25 protein-coding genes are annotated in these 22,567 nt (G+C 61.4%); 13 read left to right on the top strand and 12 right to left on the bottom strand.

The features are described 5' to 3' along the window. Positions 1-161: 161 nt before the first annotated feature. Positions 162-596 carry a VOC family protein gene (locus ACN0YJ_RS00840; protein WP_417495060.1) on the bottom strand — a complete coding sequence of 145 codons (435 nt, stop codon included), beginning with the start codon at positions 594-596 and terminating at the stop codon, positions 162-164. Positions 597-680: 84 nt separating this feature from the next. Here ACN0YJ_RS00840 and hslU point away from each other — a divergent pair, with 84 nt between their 5' ends. After that, entirely contained in the window at positions 681-1,985 is a 1,305-nt protein-coding gene (gene hslU / locus ACN0YJ_RS00835; RefSeq protein ID WP_417476552.1) for an ATP-dependent protease ATPase subunit HslU, read from the top strand. 192 nt (positions 1,986-2,177) lie between these two features. Here the strand turns inward: hslU and ACN0YJ_RS00830 are convergent, their stop codons facing one another. The 3 genes from ACN0YJ_RS00830 to ACN0YJ_RS00820 form a co-directional block, all read right to left on the bottom strand. Continuing rightward, complete coding sequence (locus ACN0YJ_RS00830) at positions 2,178-2,750, bottom strand: Smr/MutS family protein (RefSeq protein WP_417495059.1); 573 nt, start codon at positions 2,748-2,750, stop codon at positions 2,178-2,180. 4 nt (positions 2,751-2,754) lie between these two features. Next, a complete protein-coding gene (locus ACN0YJ_RS00825; protein WP_417495058.1) occupies positions 2,755-3,822 on the bottom strand; it encodes a murein transglycosylase A in 1,068 nt (355 codons plus the stop codon). A gap of 163 nt (positions 3,823-3,985) precedes the next feature. Continuing rightward, positions 3,986-4,615 carry a Tim44/TimA family putative adaptor protein gene (locus tag ACN0YJ_RS00820; protein ID WP_417495057.1) on the bottom strand — a complete coding sequence of 210 codons (630 nt, stop codon included), beginning with the start codon at positions 4,613-4,615 and terminating at the stop codon, positions 3,986-3,988. A gap of 194 nt (positions 4,616-4,809) precedes the next feature. Here ACN0YJ_RS00820 and secB point away from each other — a divergent pair, with 194 nt between their 5' ends. Then, entirely contained in the window at positions 4,810-5,328 is a 519-nt protein-coding gene (gene secB / locus ACN0YJ_RS00815) for a protein-export chaperone SecB (protein WP_417495056.1), read from the top strand. Positions 5,329-5,338: 10 nt separating this feature from the next. On the opposite strand, the gene dnaQ is transcribed toward secB, so the two are convergent. From dnaQ to ACN0YJ_RS00790, 5 genes are read right to left on the bottom strand one after another with little or no spacing between them, the layout of a single operon-like run. Further along, positions 5,339-6,040 (bottom strand): DNA polymerase III subunit epsilon, encoded by a 702-nt coding sequence (gene dnaQ, locus ACN0YJ_RS00810; protein ID WP_417476547.1) that lies wholly within the window; start codon positions 6,038-6,040, stop codon positions 5,339-5,341. 5 nt (positions 6,041-6,045) lie between these two features. Beyond that, positions 6,046-6,645: a dephospho-CoA kinase gene (gene coaE, locus ACN0YJ_RS00805; RefSeq protein WP_417476546.1), complete on the bottom strand. Its 600-nt coding sequence runs from the start codon at positions 6,643-6,645 to the stop codon at positions 6,046-6,048. Continuing rightward, the gene (locus ACN0YJ_RS00800) at positions 6,642-7,487 is read right to left on the bottom strand and encodes a shikimate dehydrogenase family protein (RefSeq protein ID WP_417495055.1); all 846 of its coding nucleotides are present in this window, start codon (positions 7,485-7,487) and stop codon (positions 6,642-6,644) included. Before ACN0YJ_RS00800 ends, coaE begins: the two co-directional genes overlap by 4 nt. After that, positions 7,484-8,077: a Maf family protein gene (locus tag ACN0YJ_RS00795; RefSeq protein WP_417495054.1), complete on the bottom strand. Its 594-nt coding sequence runs from the start codon at positions 8,075-8,077 to the stop codon at positions 7,484-7,486. Before ACN0YJ_RS00795 ends, ACN0YJ_RS00800 begins: the two co-directional genes overlap by 4 nt. Further along, complete coding sequence (locus ACN0YJ_RS00790; protein WP_417476543.1) at positions 8,074-8,913, bottom strand: pyruvate, water dikinase regulatory protein; 840 nt, start codon at positions 8,911-8,913, stop codon at positions 8,074-8,076. The genes ACN0YJ_RS00795 and ACN0YJ_RS00790 overlap by 4 nt, the downstream gene beginning before the upstream one ends. A 441-nt stretch (positions 8,914-9,354) precedes the next feature. Between ACN0YJ_RS00790 and hemE the strand changes: the two genes are divergently transcribed. The 5 genes from hemE to ACN0YJ_RS00765 all read left to right on the top strand — a co-directional run bounded on the left by hemE (position 9,355) and on the right by ACN0YJ_RS00765 (position 14,309). After that, the gene (gene hemE / locus ACN0YJ_RS00785) at positions 9,355-10,392 is read left to right on the top strand and encodes a uroporphyrinogen decarboxylase (RefSeq protein WP_417495053.1); all 1,038 of its coding nucleotides are present in this window, start codon (positions 9,355-9,357) and stop codon (positions 10,390-10,392) included. A 26-nt stretch (positions 10,393-10,418) separates the two neighbouring features. Beyond that, on the top strand, positions 10,419-11,462 hold the full coding sequence (gene hemH, locus ACN0YJ_RS00780; RefSeq protein ID WP_417495052.1) for a ferrochelatase: 1,044 nt from the start codon (positions 10,419-10,421) through the stop codon (positions 11,460-11,462). Between the two features lie 6 nt (positions 11,463-11,468). After that, positions 11,469-11,924, top strand: a complete 456-nt coding sequence (locus tag ACN0YJ_RS00775) for a CopD family protein (RefSeq protein ID WP_417476540.1) — start codon at positions 11,469-11,471, stop codon at positions 11,922-11,924. A gap of 244 nt (positions 11,925-12,168) precedes the next feature. Then, positions 12,169-13,473: a transcription termination factor Rho gene (rho, locus tag ACN0YJ_RS00770; protein WP_407657296.1), complete on the top strand. Its 1,305-nt coding sequence runs from the start codon at positions 12,169-12,171 to the stop codon at positions 13,471-13,473. A gap of 203 nt (positions 13,474-13,676) precedes the next feature. After that, the gene (locus ACN0YJ_RS00765; protein ID WP_417495051.1) at positions 13,677-14,309 is read left to right on the top strand and encodes a glutathione S-transferase family protein; all 633 of its coding nucleotides are present in this window, start codon (positions 13,677-13,679) and stop codon (positions 14,307-14,309) included. A gap of 26 nt (positions 14,310-14,335) precedes the next feature. Here ACN0YJ_RS00765 and ACN0YJ_RS00760 read toward each other — a convergent pair whose 3' ends face one another. Beyond that, entirely contained in the window at positions 14,336-15,034 is a 699-nt protein-coding gene (locus ACN0YJ_RS00760; protein ID WP_417495050.1) for a dienelactone hydrolase family protein, read from the bottom strand. A gap of 53 nt (positions 15,035-15,087) precedes the next feature. Here ACN0YJ_RS00760 and ACN0YJ_RS00755 point away from each other — a divergent pair, with 53 nt between their 5' ends. The 6 genes from ACN0YJ_RS00755 to ACN0YJ_RS00730 all read left to right on the top strand — a co-directional run bounded on the left by ACN0YJ_RS00755 (position 15,088) and on the right by ACN0YJ_RS00730 (position 21,007). After that, positions 15,088-15,336 carry a DUF6489 family protein gene (locus ACN0YJ_RS00755; RefSeq protein ID WP_417476751.1) on the top strand — a complete coding sequence of 83 codons (249 nt, stop codon included), beginning with the start codon at positions 15,088-15,090 and terminating at the stop codon, positions 15,334-15,336. A gap of 4 nt (positions 15,337-15,340) precedes the next feature. Beyond that, positions 15,341-16,657, top strand: coding sequence for a tRNA uridine-5-carboxymethylaminomethyl(34) synthesis GTPase MnmE (gene mnmE, locus ACN0YJ_RS00750; RefSeq protein ID WP_417495049.1), 1,317 nt, complete (start codon positions 15,341-15,343; stop codon positions 16,655-16,657). A gap of 114 nt (positions 16,658-16,771) precedes the next feature. Then, on the top strand, positions 16,772-18,631 hold the full coding sequence (gene mnmG / locus ACN0YJ_RS00745; RefSeq protein WP_417495048.1) for a tRNA uridine-5-carboxymethylaminomethyl(34) synthesis enzyme MnmG: 1,860 nt from the start codon (positions 16,772-16,774) through the stop codon (positions 18,629-18,631). Then, complete coding sequence (gene rsmG / locus ACN0YJ_RS00740) at positions 18,632-19,255, top strand: 16S rRNA (guanine(527)-N(7))-methyltransferase RsmG (RefSeq protein ID WP_417488926.1); 624 nt, start codon at positions 18,632-18,634, stop codon at positions 19,253-19,255. It abuts the gene before it with no gap. Then, positions 19,245-20,090, top strand: coding sequence for a ParA family protein (locus ACN0YJ_RS00735; protein WP_417476534.1), 846 nt, complete (start codon positions 19,245-19,247; stop codon positions 20,088-20,090). The genes rsmG and ACN0YJ_RS00735 overlap by 11 nt, the downstream gene beginning before the upstream one ends. After that, the gene (locus ACN0YJ_RS00730) at positions 20,087-21,007 is read left to right on the top strand and encodes a ParB/RepB/Spo0J family partition protein (RefSeq protein WP_417495047.1); all 921 of its coding nucleotides are present in this window, start codon (positions 20,087-20,089) and stop codon (positions 21,005-21,007) included. Before ACN0YJ_RS00735 ends, ACN0YJ_RS00730 begins: the two co-directional genes overlap by 4 nt. A 7-nt stretch (positions 21,008-21,014) precedes the next feature. Here the strand turns inward: ACN0YJ_RS00730 and holA are convergent, their stop codons facing one another. Both holA and lptE read right to left on the bottom strand, forming a co-directional pair. Beyond that, positions 21,015-22,070: a DNA polymerase III subunit delta gene (holA, locus tag ACN0YJ_RS00725; RefSeq protein WP_417495046.1), complete on the bottom strand. Its 1,056-nt coding sequence runs from the start codon at positions 22,068-22,070 to the stop codon at positions 21,015-21,017. Continuing rightward, positions 22,064-22,564, bottom strand: a complete 501-nt coding sequence (gene lptE / locus ACN0YJ_RS00720) for an LPS assembly lipoprotein LptE (RefSeq protein ID WP_417495045.1) — start codon at positions 22,562-22,564, stop codon at positions 22,064-22,066. The genes holA and lptE overlap by 7 nt, the downstream gene beginning before the upstream one ends. Between the last annotated feature and the right edge of the window lie 3 nt (positions 22,565-22,567).

Raw genomic sequence — 22,567 nt, 5'->3', positions numbered from 1 at the left:
GACTCAATGCCCCCTCTACGCCTCCACGGCATGAAGCGTATCGAGCGACCGCCAAAACCCACTAGGGTCGCAGAGGCAATGAAACCCAGTTTAGAAGGGCGAAGGCAGCGGGATTCACTCGACACAATACCGCTCTCACTAAAGCGTCGCCACTCTGCCCCCTACCCCCGCGCAAAAATCCCCGCCTCATCCCGAAAACACTTGAACTCCAGCGCATTCCCCGCCGGGTCGCGCAGGAAGAATGTCCCCTGCTCGCCCGGCTCGCCCTTGAAACGCACATAGGGCTCGATGATGAACTCGACACCGGCCGCTTCGAAGCGTGCCGCGAGGGCTTCCCAGGCGGTCCAGTCCATCAGCAAGCCGAAATGGCGGACCGGGACGGCCTTGCCGTCGACACCGCCGGTGGCGACCGGCTGGCATTCTTCGGGGGCGAGGTGGGCGACGATCTGGTGGCCGTAGAAATTGAAATCGACCCAGGCCTCACTTGAGCGGCCCTCCTCGCATTGCATGATGGTGCCATAGAAGGCGCGCGCCGCGGCGAGATCGTCGACGGGGAAGGCAAGATGGAAGCGGGGGCGTTGTGGAGCGCTCTTCATGTCGGTAAATGCCTTTCAGCACTGGTTTCATCGCTATTGCCTGATTACATGGTGGTCGAAGCCAAGCCAAATGCGAAACCGATCATGACCGAATTTACCCCCCGCGAAATCGTTTCCGAGCTCGACCGGCATATTGTCGGCCAGGGCGATGCCAAGAAGGCGGTCGCCATTGCCCTGCGCAATCGCTGGCGCCGGCGTCAGCTGGATCCGGGTCTGCGCGAAGAGGTGATGCCGAAGAATATACTGATGATCGGGCCCACGGGCGTCGGCAAGACCGAGATCTCGCGCCGCCTGGCACGCCTGGCCGGCGCGCCCTTCATCAAGATCGAGGCGACCAAGTTTACCGAGGTTGGCTATGTCGGCCGCGATGTCGACCAGATCGCCCGCGACCTGGTGGAAGTCGCCATCACCCTGGTGCGCGAAAACCGCCGCGAGGCGGTCAAGGCCCAGGCCGAAGCCCGGGCCGAGGACCGCGTGGTCGATGCGCTGGTCGGTCCCGGCGCCAGCCCTGCGACGCGCGAGAGTTTTCGCAAGCGGCTGCGCGAGGGTGAGCTGGACGACAAGGATGTCGAGATCGAGCTCAATGACAGTCCCGGCATGCCGATGATGGATATTCCCGGCATGCCCGGTGGCGGCGCCGGCGTGATCAATCTCGGCGATATATTGGGCAAGGGTTTCGGCAAGAAGACGAAAACCGTGCGCATGAAGGTGCGCGAAGCCTATGAGCCGCTGCTGGCCGAGGAAGCCGACAAATTGCTCGATGATGCCGCCATCACCGCCGACGCCATCAAGCTGGCGGAGGAGGACGGCATCGTGTTTCTCGACGAGATCGACAAGATTGTCGGCCGTTCCGATGCCCGCGGTGCCGACGTCTCGCGCGAAGGCGTGCAGCGCGATCTCCTGCCGCTGATCGAGGGCACGTCGGTGACCACCAAGCATGGCGTGATCAAGACCGACCATATCCTGTTTATCGCCTCGGGCGCCTTCCACCTGGCCAAACCCTCCGACATGCTGCCCGAGCTGCAGGGCCGTCTGCCAATCCGCGTCGAATTGAGCGCGCTCAGCGAAGCCGATCTCAAACGCATCCTGACCGAACCGGAAGCCAGCCTGATCCGGCAATATGTCGCGCTGATGGGCACGGAAGGCGTGACGCTCGATTTCACCGACGAGGCGATCGACGCGCTCGCCTCGCTCGCCCACCAGGTCAATGCCTCGGTGGAAAATATCGGCGCCCGGCGTTTGCAGACGGTGATGGAAAAACTGGTCGAGGAGATTTCATTCACCGCCTCCGACCGCGATGGCGAGACGATTGTGATCGATCCCGATTATGTCGCGGAGCATGTCGGCAATCTGGCGAAGAATGTCGATCTGTCGAAATTCATCCTCTGATTTACTTGCGAAGCCCGGAGTGCCTGCCGGAGCTCCTGTCGAGAACCGGATCCGGTCGTCTGGAGCACGAATCGCCTCCAATAGACGGGGCGCGCGGGACTATGGCGGGACAGCCGCCAGTCAGCCGGAGGCCTGTGGCCGACCAGGAGCAGGCTTGTGGCAAGGTTGCAGCAGGCCTGCCAAGTGGTCGATTTACGGCTTCACGCGCCGCATGGTGACGTAAAAAGCGCCGCCGCCACCATGGCGCAAATGCGCCGCCGCATACCCTGACACCCACTGACGAAACTCAGGATTCCCCAGCCATTCCGGAAGCTTGCGCCGCAGCACGCCCGGCTCTTCATGGTTTTCCCAGGGCTCGCTCTCGCGTTCACGCGCCTTGAACCCCTTGCCGGTGATGACCAGCACGGTTTTATAGCCATCGCGATACGCCATCGCCAGAAAATTGCGCAATGTTCTCAGCGCCATATCCTGCGTCAAACCATGTAGATCAATCCGCCCGTCAATCTCCAGACGCCCTTTTCGCACCCGTTTCTCACCGCCCCGGTCAACCGGCAGAGCCGGCAGTTTTGGCTGGGTATGGGGGTGGGGAAAATGGCTGTGCTTGAGTGTCAGCTTCTTGTCAGGTGCGGGTTTTTTGACTTCCGGTTCAACGGGTTCCGGATCGTCCAGCCGCTCCATCCGCTCCGGTGAAAGCGGCCTGGTCGACTGCGCAATCTTGCGCCAGATCGCCTTTTCTTCCGGACGCAGGGAGCGTTTGCGAGCCATCCGATCAGGCCGGCGGCGTCGCGTCGACGATGCGCTGGGCGACGGAAACCGGAAGTAAAACAGTCCATTGCGCCTGGGCCCGCGTCGTCCCGGCGCGCCGTTCCTCGGTCTCGCCCCAGCCCCAGAAGAAATCACCGCGCAGCGGCCCATTGATCGCGCCGCCCCCATCCTGGGTAATGACCAGCCCTGTCCAGGCAGGCATATCCGGCAGATCAGCGGCCAGCCAGACCGGGACGCCCCAGGCATGAAAGGCCGGATCGACCGCAATCGAGGCCATCGGCGTCAGCGCCACCCCGGACGAGCCGCGCGGCCCCAGTGACGGGTCGGTAAGGTCTTGTGTTTCAAAGAAAACATAGCGCGGATTGACCGAGAATAATTCCGCCGTCGCGGCGCTGCCATTGCGGTTCAGCCAGGCTTCAATGCCCGCTTTTGAGGCCGCATGCGCCTGCAACTCACCACGTTCGATCAATTCGCGGCCAATTGAGCGATAGGGCAGACCATTATGCGCCGAAAAGGCCGCACGGCTCTGATTACCCCCGGCATCGACCAGGCGGCCCGACCCCTGGATCTGCAGGAAGAACACGTCAATCGGCCGGCCCCAGGCGAAAATCTCGCCGCGATTATCCACCTCGATCTCGGCCCGGTTATAATAGTGGACCAAAGACCCGTCATTGACCCGGCCAACAATCCGCCGCCCCGCCAGATCGGATTCAAACAGACCCAGATCCACCGAAACCAGATCCCCGGGCCGCCGCCGCAAGGGCTGGCTGAATTCATTGTCCGCTTCGTCGCGCACTTCGACATAGGGTTCGTAATACCCTGTCAGCAAACCGGTATCGCCAAGGGCCGCCCCCGCCTCATCGAGCGCGATCGCCCGTACCGGTGCAAAGAAAGCCTCAAACGTCGCCCGCGCCGCTTCGGCGCTCGGTCCGGTCATGGCCGCCGCCGTACAGGCCGCCCGCCAGTCACCGACCTGGCCGGCCCACGGCGCTCTCGGACTCAAGGGTTCGGAATCATTGCGATTGTCGAGCCGTTCGCAGGAGCGCAGGAAGGCCCCCAGCGCGGGTCGCATATCGGCATCCGTCCAGCCGGAGAGCGCATCCCAATGCGCCGGCAATAATTGAAGGCCGGCCGGGAGCGCTTGTTCTACAGGGGGTTCCGGCTCGGGTTCGGGTTGGGGAAAGGGCGCCGGCTGACACGCTGCCAGTGACAGCGCGATCAGACAGGCGGCCGGGCTATACCGCCGCCACACCGGTCAGGACCCAGTTCGGATTGACATTATCGGTACGGCGCTCAAACACCCAATTCTCGCGCACCGTGTTCAAAGTGGCCAGGTCACCGGACACGCGCTCACCGTTTTCGCCGAGGGTTTCCGTAGCGATTTCAGCCTCGAAGCTGACCTTGACCCGCGCCGTATGCCCCTCATGGGAGGCTTCGCTGATCTCGGCGGATTTGATGCGCTCGATCTCGGTGCGGACACTTTCCTTGCGCTCATTCCGCGCCGCGATGGCATCGGCATAGCGCTGATAAACCTTGTCAGCGAGCAGTGGCCGCAACGCCGCCAGATCGCCCTTGGCAAAGGCTTCGACGATCATCGTATAGGCCGCCCGGGCACCACTGGCGAAGCTCTCGGGGTCAAAGCTGGTATCTACCGCCGCGATCGCCTCGAGGCCTGCCGCAGCACGCCCTTCAAAGGCCGGACGCAAATGGCTTTGCGGCACATCAGACAGGGATGGACGGGTATTCGGATCACTCGCCGGGGGTGCTTCCATATGCCCCTCGCGCCGGCCGAGGGTCGAGTAGAGGCGGAACGCGATGAAAATCGCGATGCCGGCAAAGATGAGGGTGGATAGAAGTTCAAACATGTGATTGTCGCCGCTCGATTGGGCCGGTAGGGAATGCTGATCAGATATAGCCGCTATTTTTCCAGCCGTCAGCCATGTCGCTGAAACCCGGCATGCTTGCTCCGGCCCGGCCCGCATGCTAACCGGCGCGCCTTGTTTCGTGTGGCCATTCTGGTCACGACCGTATCACCGACGCCCGTCCTGTGGGGATTTTCATGACCGACACGCCATCCACGCCTGCCGAGAATACGCCGCCACTCCCGCCGCAGCTGCGCATTCTCGCGCAATATGTCAAGGATTTGTCCTTCGAAAACCCGGGCGCGCCGGAGTCCCTGCGCAATGCCCAGGCTCCCGGAATTGATCTGGCGATTGACGTCCAGGCCCGTACCGTCAGCGAAGGCGCTTTCGAAGTCGTGCTTAATATTTCCGCCAATGCCGCCCGTGAAGATGGCGGTGTCATCTTTATCACCGAGCTGGCCTATGGCGGCCTGTTCCAGCTGGCCAATGTCGCTGACACGGATCGCGAGCCCTTCTTGCTGATCGAATGTCCACGTCTGCTTTTCCCGTTCGCACGCCGTGTCCTGGCCGACGCGACGCGCGATGGTGGCTTCCCGCCGCTCATGCTGGATCCGGTTGATTTCGCGGGTCTCTATCGTCAGCAAATGCTGAAGCGTGCTGCAGCAGTCCCGGGCGCCGACACCAATGGCAATGGCGCCCCTGAAGCGGGCAATTAAAACGCTTCGATCAGCTTCGGCCGATCGTCAGTTTTTTCCAGAGCGCGTTTTCGCCCAGCTCCTCGATGAAGGCGGCATGGGCGGCGCGCTCTGATTCTGTCTGGCCCCGGTTGAGCGGACTTGGCCGCGCAGCCTGCGGCGGGAAGGCGACCTCGCCCGGCCCGGCCTCGCCCTGACCACTGAGGTCCAGCGCGCGGGTGCGCCCGCCGGAAAGCTCCAGATAGACCTCGGCGAGCAATTGGGCATCAATCAGCGCGCCGTGTTTTTCGCGGCTTTCCAGCGAGATATCGAAGCGTTTGCACAAGGCGTCGAGGGAAACATAGGAGCCGGGGAATTTGGCCCGTGCGATCCGTGCCGTATCCTTGAAGCGCGCCTCGGGATAGCCCGGACGCCCGAGCCGCTCGAGTTCCATATTGATGAAGCCGCGGTCGAAAGGCGCATTGTGCGCGACCAGTCCGGCATCACCGACAAATTCAATGAATTCCTCGGCAATCTGCGAAAACAGGGGCTTGTCCGCCAGGAAGGCGTCGGTCAATCCGGTGATCTCGACGACTTCTTTCGGCGTCATGCGCTGCGGATTGACATAGGCGTGCCAGGTGCGGCCGGTCGGGATGAAGTCGATCACCTCGACACAGCCCAGCTCGGTAACGCGATCGCCGGATGTGGCGTACAGACCAGTGGTCTCGGTATCGAAAACGATCTCGCGTATCATAGTCCTCAGTCCCCGGCCTGTTCGCGGATCGATTTCAGGATCTGCTCCAGCTGACGCCGGGCATCATCCAGGCCGCCGGACGTCTCGACCCGGTAATCCGCCCGCGCCAGCTTGCTCGAATCATCGAGCTGTCGCGCGATTATGGCGTCCAGCTTCGCTTCCGTCATGCCCGGTCGCTGCAGGACGCGCGCCCGGCGCTCCGCCTCGGGCGCGTAAACCACAAGCACATGATCGACATGTTCATGGGCGCCGGTTTCGAACAGGAGCGGAATATCAAACACGACCAGATCAGCGCCCCGCTCATGGGCGTTGTGGAGGAAGGTTTCGCGTTGCTCGAGCACAAGCGGGTGAACAATGGCCTCCAGTCGCGCAAAACCGGTCGGATCCTCATGCAGCGCCGCCGAGAGCCGCGACCGGTCGATTGCACCATCCACCACTACGCCCGGGAAGGCTTCGCCGACGGGAGCGACCGCCTTGCCGCCCCTGGCATAGAGCGCATGCACACTGGCATCGGAATCGAAGACCGGAATGCCGGCCTGCGCCATCAGCGTCGCCGTCGCGGATTTGCCCATGCCGATGGAACCGGTCAGTCCGATGATCTTCATGATGCCGGCTCCAGCATGGCCTGCAACAGGGCGTGGGCATCAATCCGCTCCGGGGGGCTGATGCCAAAGAAGGCCTCGAAACTCGGCCGGGCCTGACCAATCAACATGCCGAGCCCGTCAACCGTGCCCAGCCCGCATGCAGCAGCATCGCGCAGGAAGCCGGTTTGCAAGGGCTTGTAGACACTGTCCGCGGCAATAGTATCGGCCGGCGCCCGGTGCCAGTCCATTGCGAGATCGCTGCCCCCCGAGAGCCCGAGCGAGGTGGCATTGACCACGAGTGCGACGCCATCAAGGCCCTGGTCGCGATCGTCCCAGTCATGAATTCGGGCGTTTGGCGCCAGGTCACGCGCCAGATCGGCCGCGTTCGATCGGCTCCGATTGCTCAACCGAATCTCCGGCACGCCGGCCTGGCCAAGGGCATACACGATCGCCCTGGCGGCACCGCCGGCACCAAGCACCAGCGCCGGTCCGCGCGCCGGCTCAACGCCGCGAGCCTGAAGGGCGCTGAGAAATCCCGTCGCATCGGTATTGTCGGCATGAATGATTCCATCCCGAAATGTCAGGAGGTTGGCAGCGCCAATGGCGCGAGCCGCCGGACTGACCTGATCGGCAACAGCCAGGGCGGTCTGCTTGTGAGGCAAGGTCACATTGAGCCCTGCGCACTGGGTTCGGGCCAGGGCGCGAAAGAAGGTTTCAGCATCGCTGCGGGCGATCCTGAAAGGCGAATAAATGGCATCCAGGCCCGCGGCCTCAATCCACGCCGCCATCAGGCTGGGTGAGAGTGAGTGGGCAATCGGATCGCCAGCCACGCCGGCCATTTGGGCTGCGCCGGTGGGTTTCATGACGTCAGCAGGCCGTGCTGGCGCAGGGCGCTCAGTACCGGCAAGAGCGGCAATCCGAGGACGGCGTGAAAATCTCCATCGACCCGGTCAAATAATTGCGCACCCAGACCTTCAAAAGCGTATGCCCCGACGCTGGCGGTCAATTCATCACCGGCCTGGGCCAGATAATGATCCAGAAAAGCATCGGAAAAATCGCGCACCCAAAGCGTTGAGCTCTGTTGATGCTGCCACACAGGCTTTCCGGCTTGAGCGAGCGTCAAGCCTGCATGGAGCTGATGCGGCTGGCCCCGCATGGCGGCCAGACGCTGACGCGCCAGATCGCGGCGGGGCAGTTTGTCGAGCAGCGCACCGTCGAATTCCATGGTCTGGTCAGCCCCCAGGACCAGCGCCTCGGGATGCCGGATCGACACCTGGACAGCCTTGGCCTGGCCCAGCAAGGCAGCCATGGCCAAAGGCGAAAGCGCTGAATGTTCCTGCTTCAACGCGTCCTCGTCGACATCAGATTTGATGATCTCGAACTCAATTCCGGCATCCTGCAGGATCTGGCGGCGGATCTGGCTTCCGGAAGCGAGGATGAGCCGGGCGGTCATTTGCGGCCCCGTTTTTCATTGAGCATATTGATAATCTTGGCTGCCGTTTCCTCAACCGAGCGGCGTGTCACATCGATATTGGGCCAGCCATGCTTGGCGTAGAGCCGCTTGGCTTCGACGATCTCGTCCCGAACCGCAAAGTCATCGATATATTCCGTCGACCGGTCCTCATTCAGGGTCAAAAGCCGGTTGCGCCGAATCTGGACGATGCGTTCCGGTGAGGCCGTCAGGCCAACGATCAATGGATTGCGCAGTGAAAACAGGAATTCCGGCGCAGGTACACCGCGGACAAGCGGAATATTGGCCGCGCGATAGCCACGATGGGCCAGATAGATGCTGGTCGGGGTCTTCGAGGTCCGGCTGACGCCCAGAAGAATGATGTCGGCATTCTCGAAATTATCGCCCTGGCCATCATCATGCGCCATGGCGAAATTCAACGCGTCCATCCGGTGATAGTAATCAGCGTCCAGGGCCCGCTGCGCCCCCGCCCGACTGGCCATGGCCCGCCCGAGATAAGTGCTCAGGGTTGCCAGCATCGGGTCAAGAATGGCGATCGCCGGCACACCCAGATCAGCGCAGCGGGTTTCCAGATCCCGGCGCAATTCGGAATTGACGATCGTGTACATAACAACGCCGGGATAACCCTCAATTTCCTCCAGCACGCGATCCAGCTGACGCGGTGAACGCACGAGGGCATACAGATGTTCAAGCGGGTTGGTGTGTTCGAACTGCGCGACCGAGGCGCGCATCACTTCCATCAGCGTTTCCCCGGTCGAATCGGAAACCATGTGGATATGGAAAGACGTATTCAACCGTGGCCGTGATGTCGTTGGCATGATGATCGGGGCCTCGAAGATGTTTACGAATTGTTAACAAGTATGGCGATTTTCCCCAAGCGATCGTTCCGGATCGCTGGAGTGTGGGTTTCACCGGGTATGACCCGGTACTACCCACACGTCTATCCACAATGGTAGCCCTGTGAAAAACCGTCTGATAACCTGGATTTACCGGCGCTATTTGAACAAGATTTCACAAAGAATTCAACATATGTATCTCGCCTAAATCGCTGTTTTTTAATGATTCAGCGAATTTTTCCGCGTTACCAACAGAGGCATGCAGGCACCTGATTAACGGGGAAAGACTTGTCCGGTATGACCGGATAAGTTTCTGAGTTCACGACATTCACGGTCCTACAATTATCACTATAAAAAAACATATATATATATGGGTGAAAGCGCCGCATTGAATGATCGGGCAGAGAAGACTAATCAGGCCCAATGACACGCTCGCCCCAAAAACCCCTGCTCGCCGTTCTCGCCGGCGAGACCCGCACACCACCACCTGTGTGGCTGATGCGGCAAGCCGGCCGTTATCTGGCAGAATATCGCCAGGTCCGGTCAAAAGCAGCCAATTTCATTGAATTCTGCTTCACCCCGGAACTCGCTGCCGAAGTGACGCTGCAGCCGATCCGGCGCTTCGGATTCGATGCAGCCATCATGTTTGCGGACATTTTGCTGATCCCGATCGCACTGGGTCGCAAGGTCTGGTTCGTCACTGGAGAGGGCCCAAAGCTCGAGCCGTTCAATCCGGCAGAATTCGAGGGTTTGACCCAGGGGCGTGTTGCCGAGGTCCTGGCACCGATTGGTGAGACCTTGCGGCTGGTCAAACCTCAATTGCCCGACAACACCACGCTGATCGGCTTTGCCGGCTCACCCTGGACCGTTGCGACCTACATGGTCGAGGGCGGCGGATCGAAGGATCGCTATGCAACCCGCGTCGCGGCCTGGAGCGACCCGATTGCCTTCGATGGCATGCTCGACCGGATTGCCGATGCGACGGCTGAATATCTCATCATGCAGGCCAATGCTGGCGCCGAAGTGCTGAAACTGTTCGACAGCTGGGCGGAAGGTCTGCCGGAACCCTTGTTCGAACGCGTGATTATTCGACCGACACGGCGGATTATCGACCAGGTCCGCGCTGCCGGAATTGATGTTCCGATCATCGGTTTTCCGCGCGGTGCCGGAACGCTCTACCCGCGTTATGCGCGCGAAACCGGTGTTACAGCACTGGCGCTGGACACCGCGGTTCAACCTGAATGGGCGCGCTCGGTTCTGCCAGATAATTTGCCGGTCCAGGGGCATCTGGACCCGTCCGTCCTACGCGCCGGCGGAGCGATGCTCGACAGCGAAGTCGACCGCTTGCTTGAAGCCTGGGCTGGACGGCCGCATATCTTCAATCTCGGTCACGGCATCACACCGGACGTGCCGGTCGCGCATGTCGAGCAATTGCTGGCGCGGATCCGGCGATCCGCCTGAGGTCCGGCCGGATGACGGAGTTGAAAATGGCCAAGACGCAGAAAAAACTGGCAATCGTGCTGTTCAATCTGGGCGGACCCGATGGACCCGAGGCGGTAAAGCCATTCCTGCGCAATCTGTTTCGGGATCCGGCTATTATCGGCGCGCCAACACCGGTCCGGCAGTTTCTGGCCTGGATGATTTCGACCCTGCGGGCCAAGTCAGCGCGCGCGAATTACGCGAAAATGGGCGGTGGATCACCGCTCGTGCCGGAAACACTTCGGCAGATCGAGGCTTTGGCCCCCTTGATGGCGGAGCGCTTTCCGGACCGTGAAATCCGGATCTGGCCAGCCATGCGTTATTGGCACCCCTTGACCGAAGACGTGGCGCAAGAGGTGGCTGGCTGGCAGCCGGACGAAACGGTTTTGCTGCCGCTCTATCCGCATTTTTCCACGACCACGACCGGGTCTTCACTGGGCGCATGGCGAAAGGCTGGTGGGCCTGAAACCCATACGGTTTGTTGCTATCCGATCGAAACCGGATTCATTGAAGCCCATGCTGAACTGATCCGGGCCAGTTGGGAGGCCGCCGGCCGGCCGGAAAACACCCGCTTGCTGTTTTCTGCCCATGGTTTGCCGGAAAAAGTGATAGCGGCGGGCGACCCCTATCAATGGCAAATCGAGCAGACCGCCAGCGCTGTTGCAGCCTTGCTGCCTGAATTGGCCGACTGGCAGGTTTGCTATCAGAGCCGCGTCGGCCCGCTGAAATGGATCGGACCATCGACCGATGATGCCGTCCGCCAGGCGGGCAGCGATGGCAAGGCGATCCTGCTGACCCCGATTGCCTTCGTGTCCGACCACATCGAAACCCTGGTCGAGCTGGACGAGGAATATGGCGAGCTTGCCCAGGAAAGCGGCGTGAGCAGCTACACAAGAGTGCCTGCCCTGGGAACGGCACCCCAATTCATTGATGCGCTGGCCAATATCATTGCCGGCGCCATGTCGGCTCCAACGCGGCTCGGGCCTCCGGGTGGTCAACGCCTCTGTCCAGTCGCATGCCCGGCATGCCCGATGGCACCAAAGGAAGCCTAGTTCGTCATGATCCTAGCCGCTTATGACTGGTTACGAGCGCTACATATCCTGGCCGTCATCGCCTGGATGGCGGGACTGCTCTATCTGCCTCGCCTGTTTGTCTATCATTGCGCCGCTATTCCCGATGGCGAGCTCGATACAACGCTCAGGCTTCAGGAAACCCGCCTGCTGAAACTCATCATGAATCCGGCCATGATTGCGGTCTGGATTTTCGGTGTTCTGTTGGTCTGGGCGAATGCCGAGCGTGCCGGCAGCTGGACCGTCTTTCTCAGCCTGGCATGGATGGGGAAATTCGTGCTGGTTTCTGTCATGACGGGCCTCCACCATGTTCTGGCCCTGCGATACAAGCGTTTTCAGACCGGCACGAATGAGTGGTCCGACCGCTCATACCGAATTCTCAACGAGATGCCGTTTCTTGCGGCCATCCTGATCGTGCTGATTGCCGTTGTGGCCTTGCGCTAGAGCGTAAACTCTTGGCGCTGGGTGGGCAGGCTCGCCGGTGTGCTTGACGGTCGGGCTTCAGCGTGGCAATTCTTCTGTGAATCCACACGTGGATCCTCTCCTGCTCGGTCAAGCCAGCGCAAAACATGGCGCGCTTGGCCAATCCTCACTCATCGGGCCCATACTCTTTTGGCACCCGACTTGCTTGTTTCAGCCTGTTCCCGTCCGGGAATTGGTTTCCCCTGCCTGAAAAAACAGATTGATCATGACCGACCAAACAACCACGCCGGCATTGCTCGAAGGCCTGGAGCGCATGACGCTTCAGGACCTGAAACTCAAAAAGCCGACCGAATTGCTCGAATTCGCGGAAGCGCTGGAAATCGAGAACGCGTCTTCGCTGCGCAAACAGGCGATGATGTTTGCCATCCTCAAGGCCTTCGCCGAACGCGGCGTCGAGATCCATGGTGGCGGTGTTCTGGAAGTGCTGCAGGATGGTTTCGGCTTCCTGCGCTCACCAGAGGCCAATTATCTCGCCGGACCGGATGATATCTACGTTTCGCCAACCCAGATCCGCAAATTCGGTCTGCGTACCGGCGACACGGTTGAGGGCGAAATCCGCAGTCCACGCGATGGCGAACGCTATTTCGCGCTGCTGAAGATCAGCACAATCAATTTCCAGGACCCTGAAAGCGCCCGTCACAAGGTGCATTTCGACAATCTGACGCCGCTCTACCCCGAATCCCGCTTCGTCATTGAGTTGGCCGATCCGACGGTCAAGGATCGTTCGGGCCGGGTGATCGATATCGTGGCGCCGCTCGGCAAGGGCCAGCGCGGCCTGATTGTCGCGCCGCCTCGCACCGGCAAGACTGTCCTGCTTCAGAATATCGCCAATGCGATCGAGACCAATCATCCCGATTGTTATCTGATGGTCCTGCTCATCGATGAGCGTCCGGAAGAAGTCACCGATATGCAGCGTACCGTGAAGGGTGAGGTTATTTCCTCGACCTTCGATGAACCGGCGACGCGCCACGTCCAGGTCGCCGAAATGGTGATCGAGAAAGCGAAACGCCTAGTCGAACACGGCCGTGACGTCGTCATCCTGCTCGATTCCATCACCCGCCTTGGCCGGGCCTACAACACAGTCGTTCCGAGCTCTGGCAAGGTGCTGACGGGCGGTGTGGACGCCAACGCACTGCAACGTCCGAAGCGTTTCTTCGGCGCGGCCCGCAATATCGAGCATGGCGGCTCGCTGACCATTATCGCGACGGCACTGATCGATACCGGCAGCCGGATGGACGAAGTGATCTTCGAAGAGTTCAAGGGCACGGGCAATTCGGAAATCGTGCTCGACCGCAAGGTGGCCGACAAGCGCGTCTTCCCGGCGATCGACATTCTCAAATCCGGCACCCGGAAAGAGGAGCTTCTGGTCGACAAGTCTCAGCTCCAGAAGATGTATGTCCTGCGCCGCATCCTCAATCCGATGGGTGCCCAGGACGCGATCGAATTCCTGCTCGAGAAACTGCGTCAAACCAAAACCAATGACGAATTCTTCGATTCAATGAATACCTGACCCTGTCATCAACTGACAAAAAGCCCGCCAGATGGTTGTTCTGGCGGGTTTTTTTGTGTCTGTATCCGAGCCGGGCACACCCAGGTGTCTGGCGCGCGGCTGTTTCGGAGCGGATCGCGGATCACAGCGATACGAAACTTTGGGCTGGGCTTGGTGCCTGATTGGCGCTTGGATCCGGTCTGAGTTTTCTGGAGGATTGTCCTGTGTCGCGCAAACCCGATTTGACGCTTTTTCATGCCCCGCAAACCCGGTCCATCCGTGTGCGTTGGCTGCTGGAAGAGATGCAGCTGCCCTATCATTTGCACACCGTGCAATTTGCGACACGTCCGGCCGGGGATGAGACCTATGGGCTGATCCACCCCTTGCGGAAGGTTCCGGCGCTGCAGGACGGCGATGAGGTCGTGCTCGATTCCATCGCGATCATGCAATATCTGCTGGGGCGCTATGGCCCGAGTGCGTGCGAGATCAGGCCGGATGAAGCGGATTATGGCCGCTATCTGCACTGGCTGAATTTTGGCGAGAGCGGGATGACCATGGCGGTCTCGCTCCTGCTGGCTCACACCCAGCTTTTGCCTGAGGGCAAGCGGGATCCAAACCTGGCGGCCTGGGCGCGGCATGAAACGGGGAAATTGCTCGGCTTTGCCTCTGAACACGGTATTGCGGATCGGGAATTCATCGCCGGAGATCGCTTCACGGCGGCCGATATCTCAATGATCTATATGTTCTATCTTCTCAAATTGATCCGTGAATTCGGGGACGCGCCGGACAATCTGAAAGCCTATTTTGATCGTATGACGGCGCGTGAAGGCTGGGCGATCGCGAGTTCGAGGGACTAGCGCTTCCGGTTTCGCGCCCGGCTCGCTCAATCCAGATGACGGTGGAGAAAGTCCAGCGTGCGTTGATTGGCGAGCCCTGCGCTTTCAGCAGCGTAATGTTTTCCGCCGGGACGTGCGAAAGCGTGTTCCTTGCCTGGATAATCATGCAGGGTGATGAGCGGATTTGAACCGAGGCCCTCATGCAGACGGGTCTGGGCTGCTGGCGGGACGAATTGATCGGCGCCGGCAATGTGTAGCATCAGGGGCGCGCTGAGCCCGGCCGCCTCGGCAAGCCTGTCCTCGATGCTGACGCCGTAATAGCCGACGCTGGCATCGCTGTCCGTGTGGCAGGCGGTTCGGTAGGCCAGTAGTCCGCCGAGACAATAGCCAAGTGCGCCGGCCTTCCCGGTACAGGCGTCGAGGCTGCGCAATGCGGACAGGCTGGTGCGAATATCCTGCAATCCGGTGTCCTGGTTGAACAGACCGAAGAGTTCAAAGGCGCGGTTGAGTTCGGCTTCGGTCTTGTCGGTGATCTGGATTCCGGGCTCAATTCTCCAGAACAAGTCCGGGCACAGGGCTGTGAAGCCCTCCGCCGCGAGCCAGTCCGAAATGGCCCGCATGGAGGCGTTGACGCCGAAAATTTCCTGCAGGACGAGGACGCCGGGGCCGCTACCTGAAGCAGGTACAGCGAGATAGGCCGAGAAATTGCCATCGTCAGATTCGATCTCTATGTCCTGGCCACTCATGGCGTGCCTCCATTTCATGCGATAAGCTGAGTAGAATATTTTGGGAGATCATGATGAAGGTCAATGTTGAAATTGATTGCACGCCGGCCGAGGCGCGGGCCTTTCTCGGCCTGCCGGATGTGACGGCGCTCAATGAACGCTTTTCTGAAGAGATGATTCGCCGGATGGAGGCGAATATGGGCTCGCTTGAGCCCGATGCCCTGATGCGGCAATGGACCACCTATGGCGGACAGATGAGCGATACTTTCATGAATCTGATGCGCCAGGCGGCCGTGACACCAGCTACTGGGAACAAGAAATAGTCACGTGAAAACAACTATCTATGCCCTCGCTACCCCACCTGGACGGTCCGGGGTTGCCGTCGTGCGGCTTTCCGGGCCCCGATCCGGGGATATCCTGACCGCTCTGGCGCGCGGACCGCTTCCCGCGCCGCGCCAGGCGAGCCTGCGTTATTTGCGGGCGCCGGATGGCGACGTGTTTGACCAGGCGCTTGTGCTCTGGTTTCCCGGCCCCGCCAGTTTTACCGGTGAGGATTGCGTCGAGCTTCATCTGCATGGCGGTGCCGCGGTGATCGATGGCGCCATCGGGGCGATCGATGCGGCCGGGGGCGTGCTGGCGCAAGCCGGTGAGTTTACCCGGCGCGCCTTTGAAAATGACAAGCTCGATCTGACGGAAGCCGAAGGCCTGGCAGACCTGATCGAGGCCGAGACCGAGGGGCAGCGCAAACAGGCGCTGGCGCAGATGTCGGGCTCGTTGAAGCTTCTCTATGAGGGCTGGCGTGAGGCCTTGATTGCGGTGCTCGCCTCGATTGAGGGCGAGATTGATTTTCCCGATGAAGCGGATGTGCCCGACGCCTTGTCGCATCGCGCCTATGAGCCGGTTTCGGCTTTGCTCAGCTCGATCGAGATGCATTTGGCTGACGGCCGACGTGGCGAACGCGTGCGAAACGGGTTTTCGATTGCCTTGATTGGTGCGCCCAATGCCGGCAAGTCGAGCCTGCTCAACCGGCTGGCCGGTCGGGACGCAGCGATTGTGACCGATATCCCCGGTACGACGCGCGATATTGTCGAAGTGCGGCTGACCATGGCGGGTTTTCCGGTGGTGATCAGCGATACGGCCGGGCTCCGCGAAGCCGTTGATGCCATTGAGGCGGAGGGTGTGCGCCGGGCGCTCGACCGGGCGGAGCATGCGGATCTGCGGATTGGTGTCGCTGACGCCCGGTCCCAGGCTGAATTGCTCGATTTGAAGGGCCGTCTGCTGGATGGGGACTTGCTGGTCCTGAACAAGCGCGATCTCGTGCCGGATCTGAAGGGCGGGTCGGGGTTCCGGGTCAGCGCCAGCACCGGCGCCGGGATTGATGCCCTGGAAGCGCGCATCGAAGCGATCGTCCGCGAACGTCTGGGCGCGCGCGAACTGCCGGCGCTCAGCCGCGCTCGCCATCGCCAGGCGGTGGAAGCAGCGCAGAACGCCCTGGTCCGTTGCCGGGAGCGGCTCGCCGATGCCCCGGAATTGGCGGGTGAGGATGCCCGACTTGCGGTGCGAGCCCTGGGATCGCTGACTGGCCGGGTTGATGTCGAGGATATTCTCGACCGGGTTTTCAGCCAGTTTTGTATCGGGAAATAGGGTTTAGCGAGTCTGTTTCACGTGAAACACTGGGCGCTGCGGCTCGACTCCGGGCGTTGGCAGCCCTATGTAGCGGGCTTCGCGGCAATCTGATCCGCGACCGGAAGAGTGATCATGAAATCCTGGGACGTCATAATTATCGGCGGCGGCCATGCCGGTTGCGAAGCGGCTTCAGCGTCGGCACGGCTTGGCGCGCGCACGCTGCTGCTGACGCACAAGCTTGAGACCATTGGTGAGATGTCCTGCAACCCCGCGATCGGCGGTCTGGGCAAAGGACATCTGGTCCGGGAAATCGATGCGCTTGACGGGGTTATGGGCCTGGTCGCTGACGCGTCGGGGATCCAGTTCCGGCTGCTCAACCGGTCCAAGGGGCCGGCCGTGCGCGGGCCGCGTACCCAATCTGATCGCAAACTCTATCGCCAGGCCATGCAGGCCGTGCTCAACGAGACACCCAATCTCGAAATCCTCGCCGCACCGGTGGAGGATCTCATCCTGGAAGGCGGTCGCTGCGTTGGAGTGATTGATGCTGCGGGCCAGGCCTATCGGGCGGCCAGTGTGGTCTTGACCACCGGGACGTTTCTGCGTGGCATGATCCATCGCGGTCAGGAGCGTATTCCGGCTGGCCGGGTTGATGAGAAACCATCGATCGGTCTGGCGGAGACGCTCTATGGTCTCGGCTTGCGGATGGGCCGGTTGAAGACCGGGACGCCGGCGCGTTTGCGCAAATCCTCCATTGCCTGGAATGATCTGGACCAACAGGCGGCCGACGAAATACCGGTACCGTTTTCCTTCCTGACTGACCGCATCACAGTGCCCCAGATCAGTTGCGCCATCACCCATACGACCGAGGCGACCCACCGCGTGATCGCCGACAATCTCCAGCATTCGGCCGTCTATAGCGGTTCGATCGCAGGGCGGGGGCCGCGCTATTGCCCCTCGATCGAGGATAAGGTCGTGCGTTTCGCCGATCGGTCCGAACACCAGATTTTCCTCGAACCTGAAGGTCTCGACGATGACACCGTCTACCCGAACGGGATATCGACCTCGATGCCGGATGCGGTTCAGGACGCGTTCCTGCGGACCATTCCCGGCCTCGAACAGGTAGAGGTCAAGCGGTATGGGTATGCGATCGAGTATGATTATGTCGATCCACGCGAGCTCGATACCACGCTCCAGGTCCGTGCGGTCGCCGGTCTTTGGCTGGCCGGGCAGATCAATGGCACGACCGGCTATGAGGAAGCAGCGGCGCAAGGTCTTGTCGCCGGCTTCAATGCCGCCCTGTCAGCGGCGGGCAGCGCACCTTTCATTCTCAGCCGCTCCGAGGCCTATATCGGCGTGATGATCGACGATCTGGTGACGCGCGGTGTGAGCGAGCCCTATCGCATGTTCACCTCGCGGGCCGAGTACCGGCTCATCCTGCGCGCTGATAATGCCGACCAGCGGCTGACACCGAAGGCGATTGAACTCGGCGCCGTGTCAGCGACGCGGCGCGATATGTTCCACGTGAAACAGGAAAAACTGACCCGTGCCCGGCAGCGGGTCGCCGAGCTCGATATTACACCCCCGGAAGCTCAACGGCATGGCCTGACGGTGAATTCCGATGGCCGCCGGCGCACGGTCGCCGACTTGCTGGCCTATCCGGCCATTGCCTGGGCTGATGTCCGGGCGATCTGGCCGGAATTGTCCGAGTTTGACGGGCAGGTCGCGGAGCAGATGGAAATCGACGCCGTCTATGCCGGCTATATCGATCGCCAGCAGGCCGATATTCTCGCCTTCCGGCGCGATGAAGCCGTCAAAATACCCGCAGATCTGGACTATTCCAGCGTTGGCGGACTGTCGAACGAGGCGCGCGAGCGATTGATCGCCTCCAAGCCGGACACATTGGGCCAGGCCGCGCGCCTTGAGGGCGTGACGCCCGGGGCTTTGACGGCGGTGCTGGCGCATGTGAAGCGCCAGAAGAGAGAGGCAAGCTGATTGACCCGGGACGAATTTGAAGCGGCCACCGGTGTTTCACGTGAAACAGCGCAGGGTTTTGATCGGTGGCGCGAGCTCCTCGTGGACGCCAATGCCCATACCAATCTGGTCGGCCGGTCAACGCTGGACGATTTCTGGGAGCGGCACGCCCTCGATAGTCTCCAGCTGATGCAGCTCATCCCGTCCGGGACGCGCCGCATCGCCGATCTGGGAGCCGGCGCCGGCTTCCCGGGGCTGGCGCTGGCCCTGGCCTGTCGCGATCGCGGGCTCCAGACCCGCATCGTCATGATCGATTCCGTGGCCAAGAAGACCGCATTCCTCAATCGCGTGATTGGCGAACTGGGCGTGGCAGCCGAGGCGCGAGCGATTCGGGTCGAGGCGATGGACCCGTCCGAGGGCTTTGAAATCGTCACGGCCCGCGCCTTTGCGCCCTTGAATAAATTATTGGGTTTCGCCGCCCCGTTGTTGAAAAGCGGGACTGTCGGCCTGTTTTTCAAGGGTCGGCACTACCGTGACGAATTGACCGAGGCCCATAAACACTGGACATTCGAAACCGAAGTCATACCCAGTCAGACCGGTGATGGTGTGATCCTGCGTATCAGTGAGGTACAGCGTGTCCGATGATCTTCCGCGCCAGCGTGCGCCCCGTGTGATCGCTATCGCCAATCAGAAAGGCGGGGTCGGCAAGACCACAACCGCCATCAATCTGGGCACCGCACTGGCGGCGGTGAAGCAGAACGTTCTCATCATTGATCTCGACCCCCAGGGTAATGCGTCGACCGGACTCGGCGTCCCGCCGGCGCGGCGGACAACGACATCCTTTGATGTTCTGGTCGGCAATATCCCACTACGCGAGGCCCTGGTGCCGACGCTGGTACCGGGCCTGTCCATTCTTCCATCCGACGTGCTCCTGTCAGGCGCCGAGCTTGAACTGGCGACCGATCAGGGGCGGTCCTACCGTCTCAAGCGCGCCGTGGACCAGTATTTTCAAGCCCTGCAACATGAATCAGACGGTTTCGATTATATCCTGATCGACTGCCCGCCATCACTCAACGTCCTGACAGTCAATGCCATGACGGCGGCCGATTCCATTCTCGTGCCGCTCCAGTGCGAATTCTTCGCCCTTGAAGGGCTGACCCAGCTCATTCGCACGGTTGAACGCGTCCGTGGACATTTGAATGCGAAGCTGGAGATCCAGGGCATCGTGCTGACCATGTATGATTCCCGCAATAATCTCTCCGCCGAAGTTGCGGCCGATGTGCGCGGTCATTTTGGCGATACGGTCTACAAGACGGTGATCCCGCGCAATGTGCGCGTCTCCGAAGCGCCATCCGTCGGCAAGCCTGTTCTGCTGTATGACCTAGCCTGCACAGGGTCCCAGGCCTATCTCGGCCTGGCCCGCGAAATTGTCCGTCAGGAACGTAGCCGTAGCCGGCTGAAACAGGGTGAAGTGGCATGACCGGAACTGACAAGAATCGCCGCCTCGGCCGCGGACTCTCGGCTCTCCTCGGTGAAACCGAGGGCGAATCCTTTGAAACCGCGCCGTCTGAAGGCAGCCCGACGCCTGCTTCACGGGATGGTGTCCGGATGTTGGCGATCGAACTGATCCGCCCGAATCCCGACCAGCCTCGCAAGGCCATGGCAGAGGCCGAACTGGAGGCGCTCGCAGCCTCGATCGCCGAAAAGGGTATCGTCCAGCCAATCCTGGTTCGTCCAGCCAAAGGGCAGGGCGAGGCTTATGAAATTGTCGCGGGCGAGCGCCGCTGGCGGGCTGCACAACGGGCACGTCTGCATGAAGTGCCTGCCCTTGTTCGCCACCTCTCCGACCAGGAGACGCTGGAAATCGGCATTGTCGAGAATGTCCAGCGGGCTGATCTCAATCCGGTTGAAGAAGCCCAGGCCTATCGCCAGCTGATTGATCGTTACGGCCACACACAGGAAGACATAGCGCGCGCCGTGTCCAAGAGCCGTAGCCATATTGCCAATATGGTGCGCCTGCTTTCCCTGCCTGCCATCGTCCTGACAAACTTGGCCGAGGGCCAGATTTCCGCCGGACATGCCCGCGCAATTGCGACGGCGCCCGATCCAGCAAGTCTCGCCCAACTCATTGTTGATAAGGGTCTTTCTGTTCGTGACGCTGAAGCTCTCGCACGCCAGGCTCTGGACCGGCCGGCCCCGTCCCGCCGCCAATCTCCTGCCAAGGGTGAGGCTGACAAGGATGCTGACACGCGTTCGCTCGAGGCCGATATCTCGGCCCGTCTCGGACTGGATGTTGATATCCGGCATGGCAGCAATGGCGGCGAGGTTCGCGTCCGGTATACGACGCTGGAGCAGCTTGATGATGTCTGCCGGCGGCTCAGTTCAGCCGAACACTAAAAGCCCGTCAGGCCCGCATACGCGCGGCCCCGCGTGCCAGACGCAGTAGAAGGTCACCGACCAGGGTATCAGCCGGACTGGCGGACCGCTTGACGGCTCGCTCGGCATCAAAGGCCAATTGGCGGGCTGCATCGAGCCTGCGCCCCCGCCAGATCTGCATCTGACCGCGAAATTGTGCGGCCTGCGGGCCGTAACGTGGTGCACCACTGCGGGCCATGGCCGTTTCATCCCCGCCTGCAGCGGCAACCGAGCCGAGCTGGTCCAGGCGGCGCTGAAGGGCTCGCAATACGCCCACAGCACTGGCGCCGCCGCCCAGGGCGCGGACATAGGCGCTGTCTGCCACCGACATTGAGCCATCCAGCACAGGACCGATAATCGCGTCGAGCGCGGCATCGCCCTGGTCTGCAGCGATCATTTCGACATCAATGAGCTCAACACGATCATCGCCTGGCGCCCGCTGGCTTTTCAGGCCTTTGAAAAGAATAAGTTTTTCAATCTCTCCCCGCGCGAAGGCCCGATCGCCTTCCAGCCGTGGCAGCCAGGCTGATCGAGCGTCGGACGTGAGGCTCAGGCCCTCTTCGGCGAGCATTTTGGTGGCAATATCCGCCAGTGATTGCGCTGAGTCGGCATAGCAGGCGATAGCCATCGCCGACCTGGCTGGCTCAAACAGTTTGCGCAGCTTCCCGCGGGGGGTGAGATCGCCGGATTCGACCACCAGACACGCTTCTGCCTGGGCCTGACCCTTTTCGAGCGCCGCCACGAGCTCCAGGATGGGGCCGCTGCCAGTCTCGCCGGACAAGCGCACGCGCACCAGCCGTGCCCCACCGGTCAGCGACATCGCCGCCATCGCGTCTGACAGGCTGGCGGGATCGGATTTGAGGTCGTCTTCGGTCAGCTGGGTGACCGCGAACGGGTCATTCGGGTCGGGAACCAGAGCTTTGGCCAGGGCATCGGCGCGTTCATGGACCAGGCCGCGGTCGGGTCCGAAGACAAGATAGGCCTTGATTGCAGGGTCGGGACGCGCGATGCGCGCATCGGCATCGCGTGGCGATGTTTTTACCACGCCTGCCCGTCCTGCATCGCCCGCGCCAGTTGCGTGATGATGCGATCAGCCGCGATATTGATGGCGCGATCCTCGGCATCTGCCTCTGAAGCCAGAGCTCCATAGACGCCGGCGGGAACATCATAGGACGCATCGCTCCGCGCGACGCCGGTCATGACGGGATCAATCGTTCCGTCTTGATATAGCTGCCAATTGACGGTGATGCGCAGGGCGTAGCGGCTGGCAATGGCGTCGGCACCGACGCCAAACGGGGTTGATGTCACACTCGTCGTGGCGCGGATGGTGTAGGGCCCGGACGCCGATCGGGCGCCCATGCCGTCCAGCAGCGCTTCCTGCAGACGGAAGTCGACCCGCTCGCGCCCGGTTTCGACACGAATATCGGCCAGCTCGCTGGAAACCCCGTTGGTGCCATACATGGGCGTGAAACCGCAGGCCGACAGCCCGGCAGAGGCGATCAGGAGCAGAGTGGAGAGTGCGAGACGCAAAGGGCGCATTTG

This window comes from Maricaulis sp. (assembly GCF_048270095.1).
In the GTDB taxonomy this organism is placed as follows: Bacteria; Pseudomonadota; Alphaproteobacteria; order Caulobacterales; family Maricaulaceae; genus Maricaulis.
Note: the sequence above shows the minus strand (reverse complement) of the source record. Positions and strands in the feature narration are given on the sequence as shown.

Excerpts from the sequence above, each read along its gene's own strand:
- ACN0YJ_RS00840 (WP_417495060.1), bottom strand. The coding sequence starts at position 596 with ATGAAGAGCGCTCCACAACGCCCCCGCTTCCATCTTGCCTTCCCCGTC.
- hslU (WP_417476552.1), top strand. The coding sequence starts at position 681 with ATGACCGAATTTACCCCCCGCGAAATCGTTTCCGAGCTCGACCGGCAT.
- ACN0YJ_RS00830 (WP_417495059.1), bottom strand. The coding sequence starts at position 2,750 with ATGGCTCGCAAACGCTCCCTGCGTCCGGAAGAAAAGGCGATCTGGCGC.
- ACN0YJ_RS00825 (WP_417495058.1), bottom strand. The coding sequence starts at position 3,822 with ATGCGACCCGCGCTGGGGGCCTTCCTGCGCTCCTGCGAACGGCTCGAC.
- ACN0YJ_RS00820 (WP_417495057.1), bottom strand. The coding sequence starts at position 4,615 with ATGTTTGAACTTCTATCCACCCTCATCTTTGCCGGCATCGCGATTTTC.
- secB (WP_417495056.1), top strand. The coding sequence starts at position 4,810 with ATGACCGACACGCCATCCACGCCTGCCGAGAATACGCCGCCACTCCCG.
- dnaQ (WP_417476547.1), bottom strand. The coding sequence starts at position 6,040 with ATGATACGCGAGATCGTTTTCGATACCGAGACCACTGGTCTGTACGCC.
- coaE (WP_417476546.1), bottom strand. The coding sequence starts at position 6,645 with ATGAAGATCATCGGACTGACCGGTTCCATCGGCATGGGCAAATCCGCG.
- ACN0YJ_RS00800 (WP_417495055.1), bottom strand. The coding sequence starts at position 7,487 with ATGAAACCCACCGGCGCAGCCCAAATGGCCGGCGTGGCTGGCGATCCG.
- ACN0YJ_RS00795 (WP_417495054.1), bottom strand. The coding sequence starts at position 8,077 with ATGACCGCCCGGCTCATCCTCGCTTCCGGAAGCCAGATCCGCCGCCAG.
- ACN0YJ_RS00790 (WP_417476543.1), bottom strand. The coding sequence starts at position 8,913 with ATGCCAACGACATCACGGCCACGGTTGAATACGTCTTTCCATATCCAC.
- hemE (WP_417495053.1), top strand. The coding sequence starts at position 9,355 with ATGACACGCTCGCCCCAAAAACCCCTGCTCGCCGTTCTCGCCGGCGAG.
- hemH (WP_417495052.1), top strand. The coding sequence starts at position 10,419 with ATGGCCAAGACGCAGAAAAAACTGGCAATCGTGCTGTTCAATCTGGGC.
- ACN0YJ_RS00775 (WP_417476540.1), top strand. The coding sequence starts at position 11,469 with ATGATCCTAGCCGCTTATGACTGGTTACGAGCGCTACATATCCTGGCC.
- rho (WP_407657296.1), top strand. The coding sequence starts at position 12,169 with ATGACCGACCAAACAACCACGCCGGCATTGCTCGAAGGCCTGGAGCGC.
- ACN0YJ_RS00760 (WP_417495050.1), bottom strand. The coding sequence starts at position 15,034 with ATGAGTGGCCAGGACATAGAGATCGAATCTGACGATGGCAATTTCTCG.
- ACN0YJ_RS00755 (WP_417476751.1), top strand. The coding sequence starts at position 15,088 with ATGAAGGTCAATGTTGAAATTGATTGCACGCCGGCCGAGGCGCGGGCC.
- mnmG (WP_417495048.1), top strand. The coding sequence starts at position 16,772 with ATGAAATCCTGGGACGTCATAATTATCGGCGGCGGCCATGCCGGTTGC.
- ACN0YJ_RS00730 (WP_417495047.1), top strand. The coding sequence starts at position 20,087 with ATGACCGGAACTGACAAGAATCGCCGCCTCGGCCGCGGACTCTCGGCT.
- lptE (WP_417495045.1), bottom strand. The coding sequence starts at position 22,564 with ATGCGCCCTTTGCGTCTCGCACTCTCCACTCTGCTCCTGATCGCCTCT.